Source organism: Pirellulales bacterium (genome assembly GCA_035656635.1).
In the GTDB taxonomy this organism is placed as follows: Bacteria; Planctomycetota; Planctomycetia; order Pirellulales; family JADZDJ01; genus DATJYL01.
The window spans coordinates 16,609-36,765 of the sequence record DASRSD010000024.1 but is presented as its reverse complement, the minus strand read 5'-3'; the positions used below and the strand labels follow the sequence as shown (position 1 = coordinate 36,765).

Below are 20,157 nucleotides of genomic sequence, written 5' to 3'. Positions count from 1 at the left end.
TTTCATTATGATTGCCAACTTTGAACATTTCCAATCGTCCTTTTGTGTTTCCTATCGGGGCTACCCAGCATCGTCAATTTGCATTTTCAATTCGATATAGCTCTTTCTTCGTGCGTACAATCAACGAATGCCCCACAACCGCCGGCGATGCCATGCACCCGGCATCCAAATGATTTTCCGCCAGCAGCTCGTATTTTCGACCGGGCTTTAACACCGGCGCGGTGCCGTCTTCGTCGAAAAAGTAAATTTTCCCGTCAGCATACACGGGCGAAGCGCTAATGTTTCCGCCGTGACGTTGCGTCCATATGCTCTCGCCGGTAAGGGCGTCAATGGCCGACATAATGCCCGTGTCGTTCGAAATGTACAGCAATCCGTCCAGCAAAATCGGCGACCCGCGCGAGGGAATGCTTCGGCCCGCTTTGGCTTTCCAAACCACTTGCTTGGTGATATCGCCGGACCCGTTGGGCTTGAACGCGAACAAACCAAAGCCGCCGGCTGGAGCAATGCAATAGGCCAAACCGTTGCTGTAGAGCGGCCGGGCCGCGGCATTCATGCCGCCGGAGCGAATGCGCCATAGTTCATCGCCGGTAGCCGGATCGTAGGCAATGGTTGCCCCGGCGCTGGGGCTAATCAACTGTCGCCGGCCGTCGGATTCGATCACTTGCGGCGTGCTAAATGCTTTGTGGTAATCGCCGTTGTCGGTGCCGTAATCGATATTCCGATCGCGCCGCCACACGGTTTCGCCGGTGTGTTTGTTCAGACCGACCAAGTAGTTGTAATCGAATCCGTCGAAGGTGAGGATCAACAAATCGTCGACAATGATCGGCGAGGAACCCGGCCCGCGGAAATGGTTGCACGGCAAATCCTGCCGGCTCCACACTTTTTCTCCGCTGGCGGTGTCAATGGCGGCCGTGCCGTGCGCCCCAAAGTGCACGTACACCCGGCCCGCTTCAATCGCCGGGGTGGGCGAAGCATAACTGTTGTATGGATGACAGAATTGCGGCTCGGCGATGTCCCAGAGCTTAATGTCGCGCAAAATTTCGCCGCTTTTCAAATCGACGCACATGGCAAACATTTGCTTGCCATCTTCCGGAGCCGTGGTGAGCCAAATCTGATTGCCCCACACCACCGGGCTGCTCCAGCCTTTGCCGTGAATGGGGGTTTTCCAGCGCACGTTTTCCGTTTCGCCGAAGGTGGTCGGCAAGCCCGTGGCATCCGACATGCCGTCGCCGGCCGGTCCGCGAAACTGCGGCCAATTCTCGCCTGCCGCGGAAATTCGCCCGGCCGACCATGCCAAGAGCCCAAGACAAACCAGCGCCATCGCCTGCCAAACAGGCCGACGATTACCATCCGCAGCGACAGGCAACGTGAAAGTGAACAGCATGGCTTGAGTATATCGAACGGGGCCGCCTGTTGCATCCGCGGCCAGCGCTTCGCACCTCCGGGCGCTTTCCATCAGGCTTACTTGCGAGAGCGAAAATCGCCGCGGTGCACTACCGGATGGGCTACCATGGGCACTTTTATCCCGAATTTTTATTTTCGCGCCAAAACCGCGCTCGTTTGCCTGGTGCGCAATCTCGCCGGTGCGGCAAATCCGCGGATGGTCGTCCGCTTGCCAGTGACAGAACGCATCGAGTTTGCGTACGGAATTGTGCATTTTCGGTTGATTGTTGGGCGAGGGAAGTGACTAGGGGCTAGTGGTTAGGACTAGTGGCTAGGGGCTAGTGATTAGTGGCTAGTGTGTGACAGCGTGATGGGGTGAGTGGGTGAGCAGGTGATCGGGTAAAGAGGTGAGGCGGTGAGGAAGTGCATTGCACAACTTCAGCCACAAGCCCTCGGCTCTGGTTCCTCAGCTCTAGCCACTAGCCACTGTCCTGTGTTCGCGCATTTTACCAAACGAGTGGCCCAATTTTCCCAAGATTTTTTTGCCCATAGCCCGACTGTGTCAGTCGGGCAGTTCGGTCACCCGCTGGGGCATAACATGCCCGGCTTTAGGGCCCGCAGATTGCACCAAACTACTTGCCGCAGTAGTCGATGGCGCGGGCGATTTCGGTTTTCAAATCGGGGCGGGCCACAATGCGATCGACGAAACCGTGCTCCAGCAGAAATTCGCTAGTTTGGAAGCCCTTGGGCAGCTCAATGCGAATGGTGGCCTTGATGGTGCGCGGCCCGGCAAAGCCGATCAGGGCTTTCGGCTCGGCAAAAACTAAATCTCCCAGCGAGGCAAAGCTGGCGGCCACGCCCCCCATCGTCGGATTCGTAAGGACGGAAATAAACAATCCGCCAGACTTATGGTAGCGGGCCAAGGCGGCGGAAACTTTTGCCATTTGCATCAGCGATAAAATGCCTTCGTGCATTCGGGCGCCGCCGCCCGACCCGCTGATGATGATGAGCGGCAGTTTTTCCTCGGTGGCGCGTTCGGTCAGGCGGGTGAGCTTTTCGCCTACGACCGAGCCCATGCTTCCCATGATGAACGCGGAATCGGTCGCGCCAAAAGCCACGCGGCGGGCGCGAATCATGCCGGTGCCGGTCAGGGCGGCATCGCTCAAGCCGGTCCGTTTTTGCTCGGCCTTCAGACGCTCGGCATACGGCTTTTTATCGGTGAAGCCCAGCGGATCGGTGGGCAACAATTCCTCAAACCATTCCTCGAAGGTGCCCTCGTCCAGCACTTGCCCAATGCGCTCCTGGGCCGACACGTACAAGTGATAATTGCATTCCGGGCAGACGTTCAGCCGCCGCGCAACCTCTTTTTTGTAGAGCGTGGCCTGACAACCGGGGCATGGTACCCAGAGCCCCTCGGGCACCCCGCGCTTGGGACGACGGGGGGCTGGAGGCTCCCCGGCTGCGGATTCAATTTCGCCTGTGGCCACGAATTGGCTCGCTTTCCCTGGACGCAAAATCCTCGGCTGTATTCTAGGTGCTCGGCCGCACTCGGTCCGCAGATAGGTTCCGATCAGCGGAACAAGCCAAGTTTAACCGGTTTTTAACCGCATGTCGCTGGGAATTTGCGGCGTTTATTGGAATTAGAGTGCCCAATTCCGGCCAGCGTCACATGGTTTTTGCGGAAATTGGCCGGGGTGACAGCCGCTGCGGGCAGATTTCTGGGGGGTGCGTCGATCGGGTATTATCTGGCCGAAGCCACCCGACTGACACAGTCGGGCTATATAAATAACGCTATGTAAATAACGCGCTATGTAAATAACACAGTCGGGCTATGTACAAGCCGCTGCACGGGAGTTATTGCGGCGTGAACTTTGCCCCACGGTAGACCAGCACGGGGGCATGGGCTTGCTTGGCCGGCGGAGCGGGCGCATCCACGCGATTTTTTTCCACGGTCCCGGCGGCGGCATTTGTCGGCTTTCCGTTCACCGCAGTGCCATTGATTGCCGGGGCGGGTTGGGGGGGCGCGTCTTTATCCAAGTTCATAATCTCGATCCGGCTACCGCCGTTCGATACCTGCCATAAATCGCTCCAGGGCGTGCCTTGAATGCGGTGCTGAATTAAGCTGGCCAGCGGTTCCGGAATGACCAGCGCGATGGTGCCGGTGCGGTGTTTGCGAGCCAACTTTACCAGGGCCTCGGTAGCCCGTTCGATGGCCGCGGCCAGCATTTCTCCGTCGGGAGGCTGGATGGTTTCGGGTCGCTCCTGCCACTGCTTATAAACCTTGGGCTGCTTCAAACGAACTTCCTCGACCAGCATTCCCTGCCAACGCCCCATGTTCACATTCTGCAGGCGGTCGATGGATTTTGGCTTTAATTCCAGGCGTTGGCCGATAATGGCGGCGGTTTCCTCGGCGGCTTGCGACGGGGCGCAATACAACGCTTTGGCCTGCAGAGGCTGCAGCTTCTCGGCGGTTTGAGCGGCTTCTTCTCGACCGGCATCGCTCAATGGAATGTTGAGGATGCCTTGAATTCGCGCCTGAAAGTCGAAATCGGTTTTACCGGGTCGAACCAGTATTAATTGGGCCATATAGGAGGTGTGAATTTACAACCATCCGGCAGCCGCGGAACATCCGCGGCGTATGGGACGGCAATAAACCAACGAAGATTGATACCGTGCCCCTGGCATGGACGGTTCGGGAACGTGTCCCGCATGAATCAAGCATCTGCCAATCGCAATGCGCGACCACAAAGGCTGCTATCACGAAAGTGATGGAAGAGGGATGGAAGTGCCGCGTCGTCAGACAACTGCCCACCTTGGGCAGCCGGAGGACGACTTTATAGTAAGTGTTTGCACTCCCGATTTTGGCGGTCAAAACATGCTGACCGTGTCGGCCGAACTGATTCCCACTGTCCTGCAAAGGCTCCGGCCGTAAACTTGATTGTAGCAGCTTTTTTTGAACCGAGCCATGCGGACCAATCGCGATTTTCCATAAAGCAATGCGGTGAAAGAATTTAAGTGTTGGTGAGTTGATTTCAGGCAATTGGATTGCGATCAGTCAAATACCCCTCAAAGGATGTATTTTGCCGCCCGCACGCCATCTAGGGGGCACGGCTTTAGTGTTTGGCCAAATCGTCGCTGCGGGGAAGATCCGCCAGGCTTTGGAGCCGGAACACTTCCAAAAATCGCGGGGTGGTGAAGTATTTCGCCTGGCTTGGTTTGCCTTCTCCGCGCTCTAGCCGCAGAAGCCGGCGGCGGACCAAATGCCGCAGAACATGCCCGCTGGGCGCCCCCCGCAGGCGATTCACTTCCGCCGCGGTCAGCGGCTCGTTGTAGGCGACCATGGCCAGCACCTCGATGGCCACGGGCGAGAGCCGAGTCGCCCGAGTTCGCCCCAGCATTCGTTCCTGAACGGGGCCGAATTCGCGCTCTAGCACCAAACGATAGCCGGCGCCTTGAGAAGCGATGGTGTAGGGGGCGCCGTTGGCCAAGTACTGGGCATTCAAATCGCAAATTAAGGCATCGATTTCTTCCGCAGTTACGCCGCGCATCAGCCCGGCCATTTGCTCGCTGGTGAGCGGCAGATTGTCGGGCCGGCCGACAAACAGCATGGCTTCCAAAATTGCGCGGGGGGTGATGGGAAAGGCATCGTCGGGCGTGGCCTCCGCGGGGACCGGCGAATCGGGCTGGGCGCGGTTCTGCGCGACTTCGTTGGTGTCTGCCGCCAGAACCGGATCGCCGGCGACAACCAGGGGCGTACCGGACGATTGGCTGGACGGCCCCAGCATGGCCGCAAACGCCTGGCTGAGTTGATCCAGCGACATGCCGGACGATTCGCCCTGCGCCGCCGGCTGCGACTTGTCGGTTGAGTTAGCCATGATAGAACTATAGCGCTCGCCGTCTGGGCGGGACAAGATGAAATCGGATAGTCGGACAATTTGAGTATGGCCGAATCGCCCGACTGACACAGTCGGGCTATGTGTAAATTATCCAAATATTTGAAATCGTTGAATTTCAAATCCGCATGCCGACTTTCAGATGCGCCAGGGCATCGTGCGCCAACTGTTCTTCCGATTCGAACATGCGGCGCCAAATTTTGGTGGCCGCTTGCACTGCCGGCAGCGCCATGCCAAATGCCTCGACCACGAGCCAGCCGTCGAAATCCATTTCTCGAAGTGCGTCGAAAACTTCCGGCCAGGCGATTTGCCCCTGGCCCGGCGTCCCGCGGTCGTTTTCCGAAACGTGCACCATTTCCAAATACGGTGCAGACGCCCGCAGGGCCGCGGCAGAATTTTTCTCTTCAACATGGGCATGGAACGTGTCGAACACCATTCGGCAGCGCGGATGATTGACGGCCTGCACAAATTGAATCATGTCGGCCGTATGGTTCAGAAAATAACACTCGAAGCGGTTTAAGAATTCCAACGCCAGTGTTACGCCCACTTCGTCGGCATGTTGGGCCACTTGCCGCATGCTTTCGACACCCCAGCGCCATTCGTCTTCCGTCCGGCCGCAGCCGGTGAACTCTCCCAGCGCCGAGTGAAAGGGACCCATCAGAATTTCGGCTTCCAAAGCCTGGCAGCAATCAAGCGTGCGCCGGGTAGCATCTACGCCGGCGGCGCGAATTTTAGGATCGGCACTAATGGGGTTATCGGCCGCAGTGCGAACCGTGGAAGCGGTGCGCCGCAAATCGAGATTATCTAAGTGCCGCGCCCAGGCACGATAATCCACACTCAGATCGTGAATGGGCACTTCCACGCCGTCCCAGCCCTGCTGCTTCAACATCTCCAACACCGGCAGCAGGCCTTCGTGCAGCCGATCGGTCCACAACAGCAGGTTGATGCCAAAGGGCATGGCGACGGTGAGGAGTTGGGGTGATGAGAAGCGATGTCCGAGCCGGGCTGTCCCCAGCCTGGTGTGCTTAAATCCCAGAACTGAAATCACAAAACAACTAGCCCCAGTCCGCTCAGCCGGCCAGCCGCTTTTGCTCCGGGTTGTTCTCCAGGAGCAGCTCCGCGGCCTGGGCGTTGATTTGCTGCCGGGCAGCAGCAATCACGCCAACAAACGCTTCCTGCAACGGGGGCAGTTGCACGCGAAACAGCACCTGGTTCAATCGGAACAGTAGTTTCGCATCGTCGGCGTAATCGTACAAGAAGCGGACTTGTCGAAACCGGTCGATAAACCATGCCAGCCGGTCGGTGGTGTTTCGCGCCAAGGCATTGACGGTGCGCTCGATAAGCGTAGGGTCGACCGTTTCCATCGCGGCATAATATTTGTCTAACAGGGCCGGATTGCGCTCGATCAGGGCGGCATCGAGCAGCAGTTCCAACAAAATGTGCCCCAAGACGCTAGGCCGCACGCCTTCTTCCGTGGGAAGCGCATCGCGGCAGAGAACGGCCAATTTCCAGGAAAGCTGATTGAAGGCTTCGGTATTGTGAAACCAGGCGTCGTCGTGATGATGCTGAGCGATGCCCCGCGCCACGGCCGCCACCTGCGGATCGCTGGCAGTGGCAAATTCCGCCGCTTGGCTGGGGCGAGTTCGCACACGCCGATCGGCCACGCTCAGCCAATCGGGCACGGCCGTGCCGGCCAGCAAATAAGGGTCTTCGATAAAGCGATAACCGTGGGCGAAATAGTTCATGGCATGTACAGCATTATTCGCCGTCCGGAGAGTTTGGCAACTTTGCCGGGGCGGCTCGGCGAACTTCGCTATTCGGCTGCTGCTCGATGAACTAGGATGATGGTTGGCTTGGCATTTGTGCCCTCGTAGCTCAATTGGATAGAGCATCGGATTTCTAATCCGGCGGTTGCAGGTTCGAGTCCTGCCGGGGGTACTCCACCATTGGCATGGTTACGCAAGGTGTCGCAACTCCCGGTAAAAACGATGGGTGGTCTTGATTCTTGCGAGTTGTTGCGTGTCGTTTCGGCCGGTTGCTGCACCGGATTATGCACCGCTTGGCACGCTGCATCAAAGTGGTCATCGGTCACTTGAAGATAATGCTTGGTGGCCACGGCTTGGCTGTTCCCAATCCAGGCGCAAATTACATGCAGCGGGAATGATTCTGCCAGTTCCGTCTCCCGGGTGCTGCGAAGATTTTGAAAAAGCTTGGGCCAAGGCTTTAATCCCGCTTTGGCAATAATCCGCTCCAATTGGGTTCGCAGGTTTTGATTCTCATTTCGATACCGGGTAATGATAAATTCTGTTCCTGGTTCCGCCTCGTCAAAGGCCTGCTCCAAATAAGGCCGCAATTCTGGGAACAGCGGCACGACCCGACTTTCCTTTCCTTCGTGGTGCTCGGTCTTTGGCGAACGCACGGTAATGCGACCGCGCTGCCAATCAACGTCGCCCCACCGCAACGCCAAATGTTCTGAGGGACATCGCAGTCCGCCAAAGCGGCTGAGAGCAAACAGCAACTTCCACTGGTTACCAGGGCACGCTGCGAGTACCTTCTCGGCCTCGGCCCGGCTAACAAAATAGAATTTTTCGCTGTTTGCCTGCACCGTAATGCCCTTCATCTCCCCAAACGGATTACTTTCGATGAGTCGGCGCTTCAGTGCCGCCCGGAAGAATTGTCTCGCCCGGCCGCAATGCCGGCGGGCAGTGTTGATCCCTAACTTTTGCTTGACGACTTTGCTGCCCTGCTTGACTTCGTGTTGCAGAAGCCAAATACGCCATTCTTCGGCGTCTCCTTCGGTCACTTCGGCCATGAGCTTGTTAGCTCCAAAATAGGCAAGCAAATTGCGGCGGACTTGCAACAGATTAATATGGGTTCGGGGCTTAAGATCGGTTCGTTTGGACAGATAATCGTCGATAAATGGGCCCAGTTCGGCGAGTTCAGATTGGGTTCGTTTCGGCACCAATCCAACTGCGGACAGTTTGTCGTACAACACGGAGTCGAGCGTGCTAATCCACTTTGCGGTCTCGCCGTCAACACTGATCTTCGTTACCGCCGCCGCATTCAAGGCTTCAATCTTCAATTTGACTTCGTTCACCATCTTCATGGGCATTTTACCGAGGCGCACTGACCGCCGTTTGCCATCTGCGGCAACGAACTGAATCGTTCGATTTCCATTTCTATCCCGCGAAATGCTGGCCATTGTCCTTTTTGCCTTTCGTTATGGATTCGTCGAAAGAAAAGCGGATTGTATAAGCTGTGGCGACTGGATCATTCTATCCAATTGCGCGTGCATTGGGATCGCCCCCAGTTTGTTGACGTGTAATCCATGCTTCCAAAGCCGATCGGCTAAATAGCAGTCGGCGACCGATGCGCAAATGCGGTAGTTGCTGAGTATGAACCAGTGTCCAAACAGTACGCTCCGACAGATTCAGCGTTCGAGCGGCTTGTTTAATGGACAACAGCAAAGGCAATTGTGGTTCACCTAGACGTTGTTCGCCGTTCATGATTGAATTCCCGCTAGAAGCCGACCAATGAGAAAATGCCTTCCCTCTTTCAAGCCACGGGTAAATGTTCCTGGAAATTCCAGCCGCCAACTTCGCGCAGTAGAACAGCACGTTGTGTGCGATCCGGCGCACTTTTGCATGTTCGTGCCGGCATCTCGTTGAATGTTTGACCGTCCAGCAATCTGCCAGTTTTTGATTTATGCACTCCGCCCCACTGCTTGAAGAAGAACGGAATACCGGCGGCGCAGCACTGCTCTTGAATGCTTACGACCCAGGACTTTTCCATGGGCCGAGCACCATGACCGCTCTCGCCGCCGACAATGACCCAATGAATGCCGGTCAGATCGATTGTTCCCAGGTCTTCCAATAGTGGCTCGATGGAAAGAAATCGGACTGCCGCCGGGGATTGGCGAAGAACTTCGATCCTCGGCAGACCGTATTTGCGATCTTCGACGCTGACACCCCACCAGATATGGTCGAGTCCGGCAACGTACCCAAGCTGCGTTTGCAGCATCTCTCGCATTTTTTGGGCGCGTTTAGTCAACACCTGGTACGTATGCCAATCGGCCATCTGCATTATCACCGCGACCTGCCGGATGTAGCTGTCCGGCACACCCTGCTGAAACAAATCGCTCATCGAATTGACGAAAACCATTTTGGCTTTGGACCATTTGAGTGGCTCAGCGAGTTTTTCGGGAACCAGGCGAAGGTCGAATCCCTGCTCGTAGGGATGGCCTGGAACTCCCCGAAAACGTTCGGCAAAGGTTGCTGCGTAACAGTGCTTGCAACCCGGGCTGATGTTTGTGCAGCCACGCACCGGATTCCAAGTTGCATCGGTCCATTCGATTTGAGAATTAGCGCTCATAATTTTCTCCAACGGAATTGTGATTGGTTTCCATAAACAACCGCTTGCTCGTAATTCAGGGCAAATTGTGATATGGACCGCTACTAGCGGCCGATGGGCAACCTTGTTCGATCCAGCGGTCGATTTGCTCACGCCGCCAGCGAACGCTGCCGCCGATCCGCAACGGTTCAGGCAGCCTCTTACCGCTGAGCAATCGCCAAATCGTGCGTTTGGAAACGCTCAAAATTGTAGCTAGCTCGTCGGCGGAAATGAGCGATACTGAACTGGCAGCGGAACTGGCCGAAATTGTTTCGATGGATGATCGAGATTTCATCGCAGGCGCTCCCGATTGTTTTGATCGCCAGCTGTCACTGGTTGGTCATGCTTGACGGTCATTGTCACGCTTCTTTTCATCGTCTCGGGTATCGCGGTCGCGTTTGTGCTTCGGACGACGGCGCCGGCGGTCGCGTCGTTCTTCGTCACGATCGCGGCTAGGACACTTTGGAATACGCCGGCCGATGAAACGTCGCGTGTCATCTTTGGTCCATGGACGCAGGAATTGCGCTTCGCTTGGCCGTGGCACGAAGTCGGGCACCGATGCATCGCGGGGTATGAGCAGTTCGTCGAAAAGCTGGTCGCTGGGGATGTTGGCCTTAAAGGTGCCAATCGAGCGCATCACGTGGTACCCAGAGATGCCGTTTTCGTAGTTGCACTCGTCGATCGACATCAGTTCGCTGGGCATCACCAGTCGCCGGGTTTCCAAATGCTTGGAGGTCGTTGTTGAATTGCCGTTTTTACCGCTGGTAAAACTCTCGTGAACGACGGTCCGTTCCTGATCGCCGATCAGTCGCGACAGAAACTCAGCGGTATCGACGCACTCCAAGCGACCAATCCAGCGATTCGCGATCTGGCCAAGGATTTCTGAAGCAAAATACTGGCCGTAATTCGATTGGTCACGTAAGGCGCTAATTGACTGCATTGCCATAGCCACGCAGCCGCCTTTCGACCTTCCTTTTTTCATCAACGAAACGAGATTCGGGAGCCGCCCTCCAATCTCGGTCACTTCGTCCAAGAAATACCACGTCTGCCGGGTGAAACTCTCCGACTGACCCAAGAGCAGATCAACGCTGCGCCGAAACATACAACGATTGATCGCGTCAATCGGAATGCGGCTCGCTTCACTGTTGCCCAAAATCAGAATCCAATTTTCCTTGATCCAGTCTTCGAGCGAGAACCGATTCGTGGCCGTGTCCCAGGCCGCGGCGACTGGTTCAAAACGCAGTAACTTCGTCGCCACGGTCGACATAATATTGGCGACAAGCCGCTGATCGTGTCGACTAAAATATTGCTCGATGATATCGCGGGTTTGGGGATGACGTTTCAAGACGGCCTTGATCCGCCGTTCTGACTTAAGCACGCGCACCAAATCACCGAATGTCCAATCGGCGCCAGTCAACATAAAACTCAACATCACGCCGATCAGCCAAGCGCGCGCGGCGTCGCTAAAAAACGGTTGCGATTCGTGCGTTTCGGGAATCAATGTGAAGCCAATCTCGACGGCGACGCGCGGCTCGCGGATATCGGCGCACATGTTCCACGCCCAGCCGCGCTGGTCAAACGGATTGGAGTTTCGTCGTTCGACGTGCGGACAAACGGCCGCCAACCGTGAAGTTGCATCTCCCTTGGCATCGTAAACCAGCGCCCGCATGTCGTTCCCAGCCGGGATGCGTGGCAGCACGCTTTGCTCCAGCAACTGTAGCATGATGGATTTTCCACTGCCGGGGGCGCCGAACGCCACGAATCCCGCAGTCGCGTCGCTGGCGGGCAACGGCACTTCACCCCACTGGATCAGTGGATCGCCATCAAGTTGGCACGGTTCGTCTCCGGCAGGCTGACTCACGGGTTGCCGCTTTCGTTGAAACATCGAATTATCTCCTGGTGGCGCGGAAACGTGACCGAACCGGCGGCGCCGATCGCCGAGTCGGAGTGTACTTACGGCGCTTGGTCATTTTCATGGTTGGTAGTCGAGGCCAGCGCAATGCAGGTGGCACAAAGCCGACCGCATTCAGAGCCACGACCGCTACCACGATAAACATCACTCCGATCCAAAGTTGCGCCCCGGTGTCGTCTGGATTATTTCCCAACAGCACACGGCCGAAATACAGCGATACTTTCCACAGTACGATGGGTACTACTAGCACTGCGTATTGGACGAAGTGCGTCAGCAACAACAGACGAATGGCGGTGATCATGAAGAGCGTCGCCAGGGCGATCACGAGTAAGCGGACGATATTCAAAGCACTGGTCATGATTGTTCCTCTTCCTCGGTTTGGTGCCGCTTTAAGCGGCGTTGGGCGACAGCCCGCGCCTCGTCGGTGGATTGCAACCTGCGCCCACGCACGGGAGGCGGTGCTCGGCTGCTGTCTTGCGACCAGTGCCAAAAGCCCCAGGCGAACAGTAAAATTACGACGCCCGCCGCGAAATTGAGGAATGTCGACATTTGCACTAAATCCGAAGCGGAGATGCCGAGGTCGCGTAAGAAGTTATTCATAAAATGCATATAAGCGGGGCGTTCAGCCGAGAGCTCAGGAGCGGCCGCGTTCAATCTCCAGGCGTTGAACCAACTGGTGATCGGAGTTCTTTAAGCCCACGTCGCGGGCCAAGTTCTTGGCTTTTGATTTCTCGACGGCGCGCGCAAGATCTTTCAGGTCTTTGCCGGCGTGCAATTCGTCGGTGAAGATCTGCGTTTTATGTTTGGCGCGGGTCGCTTGGACGTAGGCGATTTCGCGCGAGGTCATGGCGCCACCCAAGAGCAGATAACTGTTTTTCACGGTCTGCCCTTGCCCAGTGTGTGTGGATGACGCATAGCCCAAGCTGATTTTGCCCCCACGCAGCTTGTGGACTGGGATCGTCACGATGTCGATGGTTTTGGAGAAGATGGTGCGCTTCGGCAACGGTTTGTCCAGCTTGATCGTGATCGTGCCCAAGAATCCGATGGTCGGATTGATGCGCACGACTTTCCCGCGATACCCGTTGCGGATGGAGTATTTTCCCAAGGGCTCGTTGAATTTCACTCGATCCCCGAGGTGGAATGATTGTCCGTTGATTCGCACACGCACCAACGGCATGATTTTCAGCGATTTGAGCCGCTCGCGCTGGCAAAGGCGATTCACCACTTCGGCCTCAGCCCGAGTCTCCGTAAAGATGACATGTTCCTGGGGACGCTTTTTTCCGCCGTTGGCTGCCCACGTTTTGACAAGTTGGTTGACGGCCGATGATTTATCCTTGGCCACTGTTAGACAGCCCCGTTCGGCATAACCTTGCAACATTTTTTCGATCCCCTTGCCTGCGCGAAGCATGGCGACTGCTTTGCGATCAGCGGCATCTTGCTGGCGTCGGTTTTCGGCAAGAAACGAGTGCCCATGTTTTTTCAGCAAGTAACCAAACGGCGCGCCGGCTTCAATCGGCGCGAGCTGTTTGTCGTCTCCAGCGAGAATCAAAGTCGATCCCTTACGTTCGGCGATGCGAATAAGGCGATACAGCGTTCTTGTGTCCAGCATCCCGGCTTCGTCCACGACCAGGGCCGTGTTGGAACCGACCTTCACTCCGTTAAATTTGGCCGTTGGCCTGCCGAAAGCGGCGCGAATGAGTTGCTTCGCATCATGGATGACTCGGTCGCGCACTTTGGTCAGAGTCGATTTATCAAGATGCCAGAGATAACTGGCCACCGTACGTGATTTTATTTTGGAGGCTTTCTGCAGCTCTTCAGCGGCCGTGCCGGCCAAGGCGCCACCGATCACTGTATAATTGGCAAGCTGCAATCCCGAGCGCATGGCGTCAAGTGTAAATGATTTGCCCGATCCCGCGACGCCGGCCAGAATCCGCAATCGCGATGAAGATCCAAGTAGCTCGCGAACGGCTTTCTCCTGATCCGGTGAAATAGTTTTGCGGCGACGAATCACGAGATCAATTGAGCTGGAATCCAGCACTGGACCAGTTGCCTTTGTGAGACGTTCTGCTGCGGCGAGCAGTTTTTCTTCGAGCTGCCACATCTCACGCGTCGTATAGTGATCTTCGTTCTCGAATTGCTTGAGTTGAACGATGTCTTTGTGGTGCGCAAGATCTCGGTCGACCCACGCCAATAACTGATCCAAGCCGATGGCTGTCGTCTGCAGCGCCTCACACATCTTTTGAATCAGTTCACGGTTGCTAAAGTGTGCATGCTGCTCAGTTAGCTCCCGGAGCGCGCGAGTCCAGGCCTTGCGATAAGCTGCTTCGACATTCTGCGCTTTGAACGGCCGGACTAGCTTGGTGATCTCATCGAGATTGATGCCAAGCCTGAGGGCGGTGTTACGCCAACCTTCCAGCAATACGGCCAGCGGCAGAACTTTTGCTTTACTTTGACGCGATAGCAGATTCGCGCGCTCGCGTGCCTTAGCGCTGGTCACGCCGCCCAGGATTTCAAACTCTTTGCCACTGGCGACATCGAGCAATTGCCCGCGGCGGCTCGACCAATGCTGGCAAACCCGTTTGGAAATTCCGCGAATTTCAAAACTGGTTGAACGCTTGCCGCTCTTCAGCAGCGGTCGATATAGCTCGTAGCCCAGCTTTTCTCGTAATTCCTTGGCGAGTGCCAGGCGGAAGGCAGGCCCGAGAGTCCTTACCCAGCTTGCCAGCAATTTGGAATTGATCGTCCTCCAGGTACCATCCTGCCGCTGGCAGAGATTGACGATCACGCAGTGTCGATGCAATTGGGGATCACCGGCCCTGGAAGTTGAATGGTCAAACAGCGCACAAACCAGCTTGCCTGCTTCTTGCTGTGTTCCGCATTTGCCGCGCCGTGCCAGCGGTAACGTTGATTCCGCGAACGAAAGCACATCAAGCGTTGCACGATCAATTGCCGCGCGAATGATCTTGCGTGTGTTTTCGCCTGAGAGCGCGAACGCCACGGAGACCGATTTTGGGACACTGAACGTCACATCGAAGCCCGGTGCTCGGCTGCGCCGCTTTTCAGTTTTGGAGTGCTGAATCTTCACCAGCTCGGTCTTGCCATCGAGGCTCATGCCGGCCAGCAGATTTCGCAGCGGATCTCGATCGACCGTGCCGACGAGTCCCAGTGCGCGGGCGGCCTGGCCGAACCATTTGCCTGGCGGCTCCCCGCCATCGGTGTAATAGGATTCCGAGGTAAGACTGACGTAATAACTGCCATCGACGGTGCCCGCGCCCCCTTTTCCCTTGGCGCCAAGAACCGAATAAGACGCCACAGCAAGCCACACGCTGGCAATGGCCGCCCACAGCGTTGAAACGCTTGCGCCGAGAAGTAAATTCAATGCGACCACAGATCACCTACTTCCGCAGAATGCGCCGGCGAATGAGTTGTTTTGCCTCCTTGGTGTCCATGTCGGCGGTCGTCGCCAACAACAAGTGAATCGATCGCAAGCCTAAAATGCGCAGCTCGGCCAGCGATGTTTGTTGCTTTTCCGTGAGTTCACGCAACTCCGCCAACTGGCCTGCCAGGTTTTCGCGCTCCTCGGAATAGATACTTGAGGCAATTAGATGCCGCACCCATTCCCCGCGCGAAATCTTCCCATAGCGCTCGCGAAGCTTGTCGATGGCGCCGGCCACTTCCGGCTTAACTCGAATCGAAATGACTTCCGTTCTTTGTCGCATGGCATGTATTCGCGGGCTTACAATCTGTAATCGGCGCTAAGCCGTGTACTTGTCTGAGCTTGCTAATCAAAAAAACTCACTCGCGCAAGCGCGGGTGACACGGTGTGTAGGAATTGTCAACAACAAAAAATCGGTCATGAAAATGTTTTATGAAATGTAAAATACAACCGGCTGGTAAATTGAAGTTCAGGTGGTTTGGTCGACTGGTTCCTTTCCTCGGCAAATCAAAACGCAGTCTCAATCAATCCAACCAATGCCCGTCAAATCAGCACCAAGCCCATTTGTCGAGCAGGTTCGCCAACATTTCCAAACCGGCCGCAAACCGGCTACGCACCAATCAGGCGACGCTACCTATCAAGGGTTAATAATTTTCCCTTCTCAAGCGAACGAACTGCACTGCCTCCGAACGTCGCCGGGCGGAAGCCGTAAGGCGGTCGGGACGGGTATTGATCTTATTCGTGTTCACATCAACCACTTTTTCTCGTGGCGGCATTCGCCGTGCTCCAGCGGCCCACAATCGTCGGTGTCCCATTGCATCAGAATTTCTTGAGCCCGCTCAAGGCTGCCTTCAAAACAATGAATACCACTGCGGACATAGTCCGGCATGAATTTCGAGAGTAGTCGCATCGGCGGCCACGCCAGCAATTTCCGCAAGCCACTTTGGGCATGGACGACAGATCCCAGCAACTCGAAGAATTCTTCTTGTTCTCGAAATTTCATACGGTGCCTCTTCTAGTCCTCATTCGGCAGCATGATGGTGATGACGGGGGAAACGTCGTCCCCTGGGCCACATACCGCCTTAAGCTCGACTGGCTGTGGCGCTCGGTTATTGGCATTCCGCACCAATACCGAGAATCTGATTGTGCTACTTGATTTGCTCGCACGAGCCGCCAGTCTGAACATCGTCAGCACATTCCAGAGCCGCCCGTCTTCATCTTGTCCCTCGACACCATCGGGCACGCGAACGCATTCCGCAAAGACCGCGGCTGTCATCGCCGTGGGATATTTGACCCCGGCTTCCTCGGCCAGCGCTGAAACATCAATCAAAACTCCGTCGGCAATTGCCGCTTCACGGGAGTAGCTAAATAGGATGTCGTTCATTCTTTCATTCCTCCCATGATTCCTTGCGTCGGAGGATGACCGTAATGATCGGTTGGCCGGCATCGTCGTGGTTGCGGCAGGCCTGCAGCTCAGCCAACACAGGCGGGTCGTTACCGATCGTGATCGGGACTTCGAATGGGGCCACGTCGTAGAGTTTTCCTTCAATCACCGACAGCGGCAATCGGTTCAAGATCATCCGTAGACGCCTTTCTTCGGCAGATTCTGTTTCGCCTCCAGCGGCTGCAAGGCAAACAGTCCAGACCCAGTGCGATACAAAAACCGGAACTTGGATTCCGGCTTGGTTTGCGGTTTTCGAGACATCGATCAGCACTCCGTCGGCGACCGCTGACGCGACCGTTTCATAATGATCCAAATCGCTCATACTGTGTTCTCCCTCCGCCTCTCTGATTCGTCTGCACGGCTGCACCATCACTCGTTTTCTGATTCATCATCATCTTCTTCTCTGGTGGCATCGGCTGGAAATAAGTCGTCAGCGATGCACTCGATGAACGTCCAAGTAAACCCCATTTCGCAGTCATGTTGATGCTGGCACCTCTGTAACACCTCCCAAGCTTGCTCCTTGTTTAGATCCGGGCGTATTTCCAGTACATCCTCGACGCTCCAGATGATGGCCACCTGCCGACGCCGCGCCAACACTTCGTCGACGTCAATCTCCTTGCGTTTTCTCATCGCGTGTCTCCGCTACGGTCGCTTTCGATTTCGCTCAGGATACTCGCTGCGATTTCCGACCAATTCACTTGCGAGAGAGCTCCATTCAATAAATCGTGAAACATGCCGTTAAGGGTTGGCTGTTCCGACTCGACCGCATCACAAAGCAGCGTGGCAAGCTCCGATTGTGCTGCTTCCCGAACCGTCCAGCCGCATTCCGTGACTCGTTTCGTGCTTGGCGCCCGCTCGAATGCTGCTTGGGCGTCGTTCCTCGACCGCTGGTAACTTTCACGTGTGTTGTCCAAATGAAGTGCCACGCACCACGTTTCGTAATTCGTCCAGCCTTGATATTTTGTATCCTGCTCATTCATCTGGCCTTACGCCTAAATGCCGGCCTCGCGTTCTGACAATTCGCAAAATGTCTCCGGCGAGACCGGCGGTGTTACAGCAGCTAATCGTTGGCCGTTTCGTCCTCATGTTGTGCGAGCCAATCGGCGACGAGGCGGATCGCTTCCATCAAGATGGCCATATCCGCCAGTCCGTTAAACGAAAACGCTTCCTTCCACTGATCGCCATCGCGGTATCTCCGAGATGGCACGATCGTGTACCATTTGCGTCCCCCTTCGGCAAAATTCTGCCAGCACGTGACGCGAATATGCCCCAGGCGCCTTTCATGGATCGGGCGGTCGGCGGTTTCTTTTTCTTTCTTGTTCATGGTTTCCATCCTTATTCATCATTAACAGTTCACTGCTTCATCGCGTTGACTTTCGTGGCTAAGTACGCAGCCACAATCATCAACCCACATGCACCCACAGTGCCACGGTGTGACTGATTTGTTTTTCACGATTTATTGTTTTCTATCGGTGCTCCCACCAACGGTCTCGAAAAATCACGATCGCCGAGGGAAACGGCGCCGCACTTTTGGCGTTGCCAAATCGCAATCTCTTTCGCACAAATCGAATCTCGCCTTTGGCAGCGTAGTCCTGCCACCAGGCGGTGTCGGTTCGCGCCGGCAAAAGGCAAATGACGGTCGCACCTGTTTGAGATGATTCAAACGCCTTCTTCACCCATTTGCCGATTTCACGCCCGTAGGGAGGATTCATCCAACAGACACCTGTCCAAGTTTGAGCAAGACCGTCTTGTTCCGGCGTGAAAAATCTCTTGCATTTGGCGTTGCATGGCAATGCGCAGACATCGATTTCGGGTTGAAACTCGACATCGAGCCGGTCGAAAAAATCTTGTGGCGTCGACCAATTGCCGCTCGCAGATGAAAATAAGCTGGGATTCATGGTCGCAAATCGGTTGACTGTGGTTCGCACTTAGCTATCGCATTGTGGTTGCGGCCAATTGTTCTTTCGTCGGTCGATACTCGACTTCCACAAAATTGGCGCGGCCGATGCGGATTGAGAACGATTCGTTATTTGATTCCACGGGAATTAAAAGACGGTAAACGTCCTTGCGAAATTCCTTGGAAATCTGTGCAAACCGCGTATTGATCGTGCTGATGTTTTCGGCAGTCAGATAGACGCCGCCGGTGGCCGACGCCAGATGCGTCAGGACGTCTTCTCGCAACTCGTTCGTCTTCAAGCCGACACCGAACACCGGGACTCCCTGGCACTGGCCAATCAACGTTTCGAGCTCAACGCCGCCGACGTTGTCGGCGCCGTCGGTAAACAGGACAATGGCACGATGGCCTTGGGCACTGCGAAGCGCGTCCAACGCGGCAGCGACAGCGCGATAGAGGGCCGTACCTCCAGCGGCTTGCAATTGGCTAATGCGAGCGATCTGCGTTGCCGTGCTCGTTGACCAATCACCGAGCGACACGACATCGCTGGCAAAGGCAAAACTGCACTTACGGCTACCCCTTGGCAGTGATAACAGGAAGTCACACGCCGCGGATTTCGCGGCATCCATCGCGGCGCCTTTCATGGACCCGGAGTGGTCAAATAACAGGACAACATTCCAGTCGTCCGGCGCGGTTTGGGCCTCGGTGGCCAATAATCCTTCGCTGAGCGTTTCACCTCGTCGCACCCGAAAATCTTTCCTCATTAGGCCATGAATCGGTTTTCCGGCTGCATCCAGGATTTCGACGTCCAGCGCTACCGCAGCCGGTGTGAGTTGGTTATTCACGCTGACCAGGCGCGCCAACGCGCCGGTCGGCAAATCGCGCGGCTGTCGATCCGCTAGGGCTTTGTCTATCGCCGCCAGCAACGCCTTTATGTGGCTCGAATCGAGAGATTGCTGCGCGGCAAATTGAAGCGCGAACTGACCGATCTCACGGCGCTGGGACAAGGGCCATTGGACCTGTTCCGTCCAGGCTTGCAATTGATTGATGATTTGGCTGGCTGTTTTGTGTTGCTGCACCATCAACTGCTCGTTTTGTTTCGACGATTTCTGCAATTGCTGCTCGGCTTGCTCGTAATCTTCAGTCGCTTGCAGGCTGGTACGCTGTTGCTGTTCAGTGAGTTGCTGGACTGCAATACGGTCTGACAGGCTGTTCTTCAGCACGTCGATCGCCGTCGGATCGTGTCCGAGTTGACGGCCTAGCGCTTCGGTTTTTTCAATCCAAGCGACTTGTTTGTCACCGTTGCTAGACCAAACAACATGGACGTCTGCACGATAAAGTTGCTCTATGAGGTTAACTCGCATCTGATTCGACATGCGTTCGGGCAGTCGCTTCTCGATGACTCGTGAAACTTCCTCGAACTGGCCCGTGCGATCGAGCGCGTCAAGCACACTTTGTAATTGCCCTCGGTCACGGTCATACCAACCCTCGGTCAATCCCGGAATGCGTTCGGCGGTCGCACCGGCGGCGAGAACAATGCCCAGGATCGCCACTCCGTGAACCGTTCCCGCAATGAACTCGCGCAACGGTTCCAGCCTGCCTAATCGAAGTCGGAGGCGCCGGCGGATAGCAGGTTGAGTTTGCCGCGCCACGCGAAATTCCACGACCGCCATGAGCAGCAGGATGCACCCGGCAATTGCGAAGCGGAGTGAGTCGAAATCGGTAAGCCAGACCGTGCCGCTAACAATGAGCGCCAGACGTGCCAGCCAGCGTATGAAGGCGTGCATGACTATTCCTCCTCCACGG

At 55.9% G+C, this 20,157-nt stretch carries 24 protein-coding genes and 1 tRNA gene; 3 read left to right on the top strand and 22 right to left on the bottom strand.

Translation table 11 applies throughout. The features are described 5' to 3' along the window. Positions 1-73 precede the first annotated feature (73 nt). Complete coding sequence (locus VFE46_01855; protein ID HZZ26724.1) at positions 74-1,384, bottom strand: PQQ-binding-like beta-propeller repeat protein; 1,311 nt, start codon at positions 1,382-1,384, stop codon at positions 74-76. Positions 1,385-1,510: 126 nt separating this feature from the next. Between VFE46_01855 and VFE46_01850 the strand changes: the two genes are divergently transcribed. Further along, positions 1,511-1,687: a hypothetical protein gene (locus tag VFE46_01850; protein HZZ26723.1), complete on the top strand. Its 177-nt coding sequence runs from the start codon at positions 1,511-1,513 to the stop codon at positions 1,685-1,687. A gap of 328 nt (positions 1,688-2,015) precedes the next feature. On the opposite strand, the gene accD is transcribed toward VFE46_01850, so the two are convergent. The 5 genes from accD to VFE46_01825 all read right to left on the bottom strand — a co-directional run bounded on the left by accD (position 2,016) and on the right by VFE46_01825 (position 7,021). Next, on the bottom strand, positions 2,016-2,870 hold the full coding sequence (gene accD / locus VFE46_01845) for an acetyl-CoA carboxylase, carboxyltransferase subunit beta (protein ID HZZ26722.1): 855 nt from the start codon (positions 2,868-2,870) through the stop codon (positions 2,016-2,018). Positions 2,871-3,237: 367 nt separating this feature from the next. Further along, the gene (locus VFE46_01840) at positions 3,238-3,969 is read right to left on the bottom strand and encodes a histidine phosphatase family protein (protein ID HZZ26721.1); all 732 of its coding nucleotides are present in this window, start codon (positions 3,967-3,969) and stop codon (positions 3,238-3,240) included. A gap of 527 nt (positions 3,970-4,496) precedes the next feature. Next, the gene (locus VFE46_01835; protein HZZ26720.1) at positions 4,497-5,258 is read right to left on the bottom strand and encodes an SMC-Scp complex subunit ScpB; all 762 of its coding nucleotides are present in this window, start codon (positions 5,256-5,258) and stop codon (positions 4,497-4,499) included. 136 nt (positions 5,259-5,394) lie between these two features. Then, positions 5,395-6,234 carry a sugar phosphate isomerase/epimerase family protein gene (locus tag VFE46_01830; GenBank protein ID HZZ26719.1) on the bottom strand — a complete coding sequence of 280 codons (840 nt, stop codon included), beginning with the start codon at positions 6,232-6,234 and terminating at the stop codon, positions 5,395-5,397. A gap of 112 nt (positions 6,235-6,346) precedes the next feature. Continuing rightward, positions 6,347-7,021 carry a hypothetical protein gene (locus VFE46_01825; GenBank protein ID HZZ26718.1) on the bottom strand — a complete coding sequence of 225 codons (675 nt, stop codon included), beginning with the start codon at positions 7,019-7,021 and terminating at the stop codon, positions 6,347-6,349. A 119-nt stretch (positions 7,022-7,140) separates the two neighbouring features. Here VFE46_01825 and VFE46_01820 point away from each other — a divergent pair. After that, a tRNA-Arg gene (locus VFE46_01820) sits at positions 7,141-7,214 on the top strand. 784 nt (positions 7,215-7,998) lie between these two features. Further along, complete coding sequence (locus tag VFE46_01815; GenBank protein HZZ26717.1) at positions 7,999-8,406, top strand: hypothetical protein; 408 nt, start codon at positions 7,999-8,001, stop codon at positions 8,404-8,406. A gap of 145 nt (positions 8,407-8,551) precedes the next feature. Here VFE46_01815 and VFE46_01810 read toward each other — a convergent pair whose 3' ends face one another. The 16 genes from VFE46_01810 to VFE46_01735 all read right to left on the bottom strand — a co-directional run bounded on the left by VFE46_01810 (position 8,552) and on the right by VFE46_01735 (position 20,138). Then, a complete protein-coding gene (locus VFE46_01810) occupies positions 8,552-8,782 on the bottom strand; it encodes a helix-turn-helix domain-containing protein (GenBank protein HZZ26716.1) in 231 nt (76 codons plus the stop codon). A gap of 49 nt (positions 8,783-8,831) precedes the next feature. Beyond that, positions 8,832-9,647, bottom strand: a complete 816-nt coding sequence (locus VFE46_01805) for a phage Gp37/Gp68 family protein (protein HZZ26715.1) — start codon at positions 9,645-9,647, stop codon at positions 8,832-8,834. A 55-nt stretch (positions 9,648-9,702) separates the two neighbouring features. Further along, positions 9,703-9,960 (bottom strand): helix-turn-helix domain-containing protein, encoded by a 258-nt coding sequence (locus tag VFE46_01800; GenBank protein ID HZZ26714.1) that lies wholly within the window; start codon positions 9,958-9,960, stop codon positions 9,703-9,705. 45 nt (positions 9,961-10,005) lie between these two features. Further along, positions 10,006-11,550, bottom strand: coding sequence for a type IV secretion system DNA-binding domain-containing protein (locus VFE46_01795; GenBank protein ID HZZ26713.1), 1,545 nt, complete (start codon positions 11,548-11,550; stop codon positions 10,006-10,008). A 4-nt stretch (positions 11,551-11,554) separates the two neighbouring features. Further along, positions 11,555-11,935: a hypothetical protein gene (locus VFE46_01790; GenBank protein HZZ26712.1), complete on the bottom strand. Its 381-nt coding sequence runs from the start codon at positions 11,933-11,935 to the stop codon at positions 11,555-11,557. Next, on the bottom strand, positions 11,932-12,177 hold the full coding sequence (locus VFE46_01785; GenBank protein ID HZZ26711.1) for a hypothetical protein: 246 nt from the start codon (positions 12,175-12,177) through the stop codon (positions 11,932-11,934). The genes VFE46_01790 and VFE46_01785 overlap by 4 nt, the downstream gene beginning before the upstream one ends. A gap of 34 nt (positions 12,178-12,211) precedes the next feature. Continuing rightward, positions 12,212-14,890: a MobF family relaxase gene (gene mobF, locus VFE46_01780; GenBank protein ID HZZ26710.1), complete on the bottom strand. Its 2,679-nt coding sequence runs from the start codon at positions 14,888-14,890 to the stop codon at positions 12,212-12,214. A gap of 82 nt (positions 14,891-14,972) precedes the next feature. Continuing rightward, a complete protein-coding gene (locus tag VFE46_01775; protein HZZ26709.1) occupies positions 14,973-15,296 on the bottom strand; it encodes a hypothetical protein in 324 nt (107 codons plus the stop codon). A 462-nt stretch (positions 15,297-15,758) separates the two neighbouring features. Further along, positions 15,759-16,016 carry a hypothetical protein gene (locus tag VFE46_01770; protein HZZ26708.1) on the bottom strand — a complete coding sequence of 86 codons (258 nt, stop codon included), beginning with the start codon at positions 16,014-16,016 and terminating at the stop codon, positions 15,759-15,761. A gap of 12 nt (positions 16,017-16,028) precedes the next feature. After that, a complete protein-coding gene (locus VFE46_01765) occupies positions 16,029-16,397 on the bottom strand; it encodes a DUF6573 family protein (GenBank protein HZZ26707.1) in 369 nt (122 codons plus the stop codon). Between the two features lie 4 nt (positions 16,398-16,401). After that, positions 16,402-16,779 (bottom strand): hypothetical protein, encoded by a 378-nt coding sequence (locus tag VFE46_01760; GenBank protein ID HZZ26706.1) that lies wholly within the window; start codon positions 16,777-16,779, stop codon positions 16,402-16,404. A gap of 47 nt (positions 16,780-16,826) precedes the next feature. Next, entirely contained in the window at positions 16,827-17,087 is a 261-nt protein-coding gene (locus VFE46_01755) for a hypothetical protein (protein HZZ26705.1), read from the bottom strand. Further along, positions 17,084-17,437, bottom strand: coding sequence for a hypothetical protein (locus VFE46_01750; protein HZZ26704.1), 354 nt, complete (start codon positions 17,435-17,437; stop codon positions 17,084-17,086). The genes VFE46_01755 and VFE46_01750 overlap by 4 nt, the downstream gene beginning before the upstream one ends. 80 nt (positions 17,438-17,517) lie before the next feature. Continuing rightward, entirely contained in the window at positions 17,518-17,781 is a 264-nt protein-coding gene (locus VFE46_01745) for a hypothetical protein (protein ID HZZ26703.1), read from the bottom strand. A 142-nt stretch (positions 17,782-17,923) separates the two neighbouring features. Then, positions 17,924-18,355, bottom strand: coding sequence for a DNA N-6-adenine-methyltransferase (locus VFE46_01740; GenBank protein HZZ26702.1), 432 nt, complete (start codon positions 18,353-18,355; stop codon positions 17,924-17,926). 34 nt (positions 18,356-18,389) lie between these two features. Beyond that, complete coding sequence (locus tag VFE46_01735; protein HZZ26701.1) at positions 18,390-20,138, bottom strand: VWA domain-containing protein; 1,749 nt, start codon at positions 20,136-20,138, stop codon at positions 18,390-18,392. Positions 20,139-20,157: the final 19 nt, after the last annotated feature.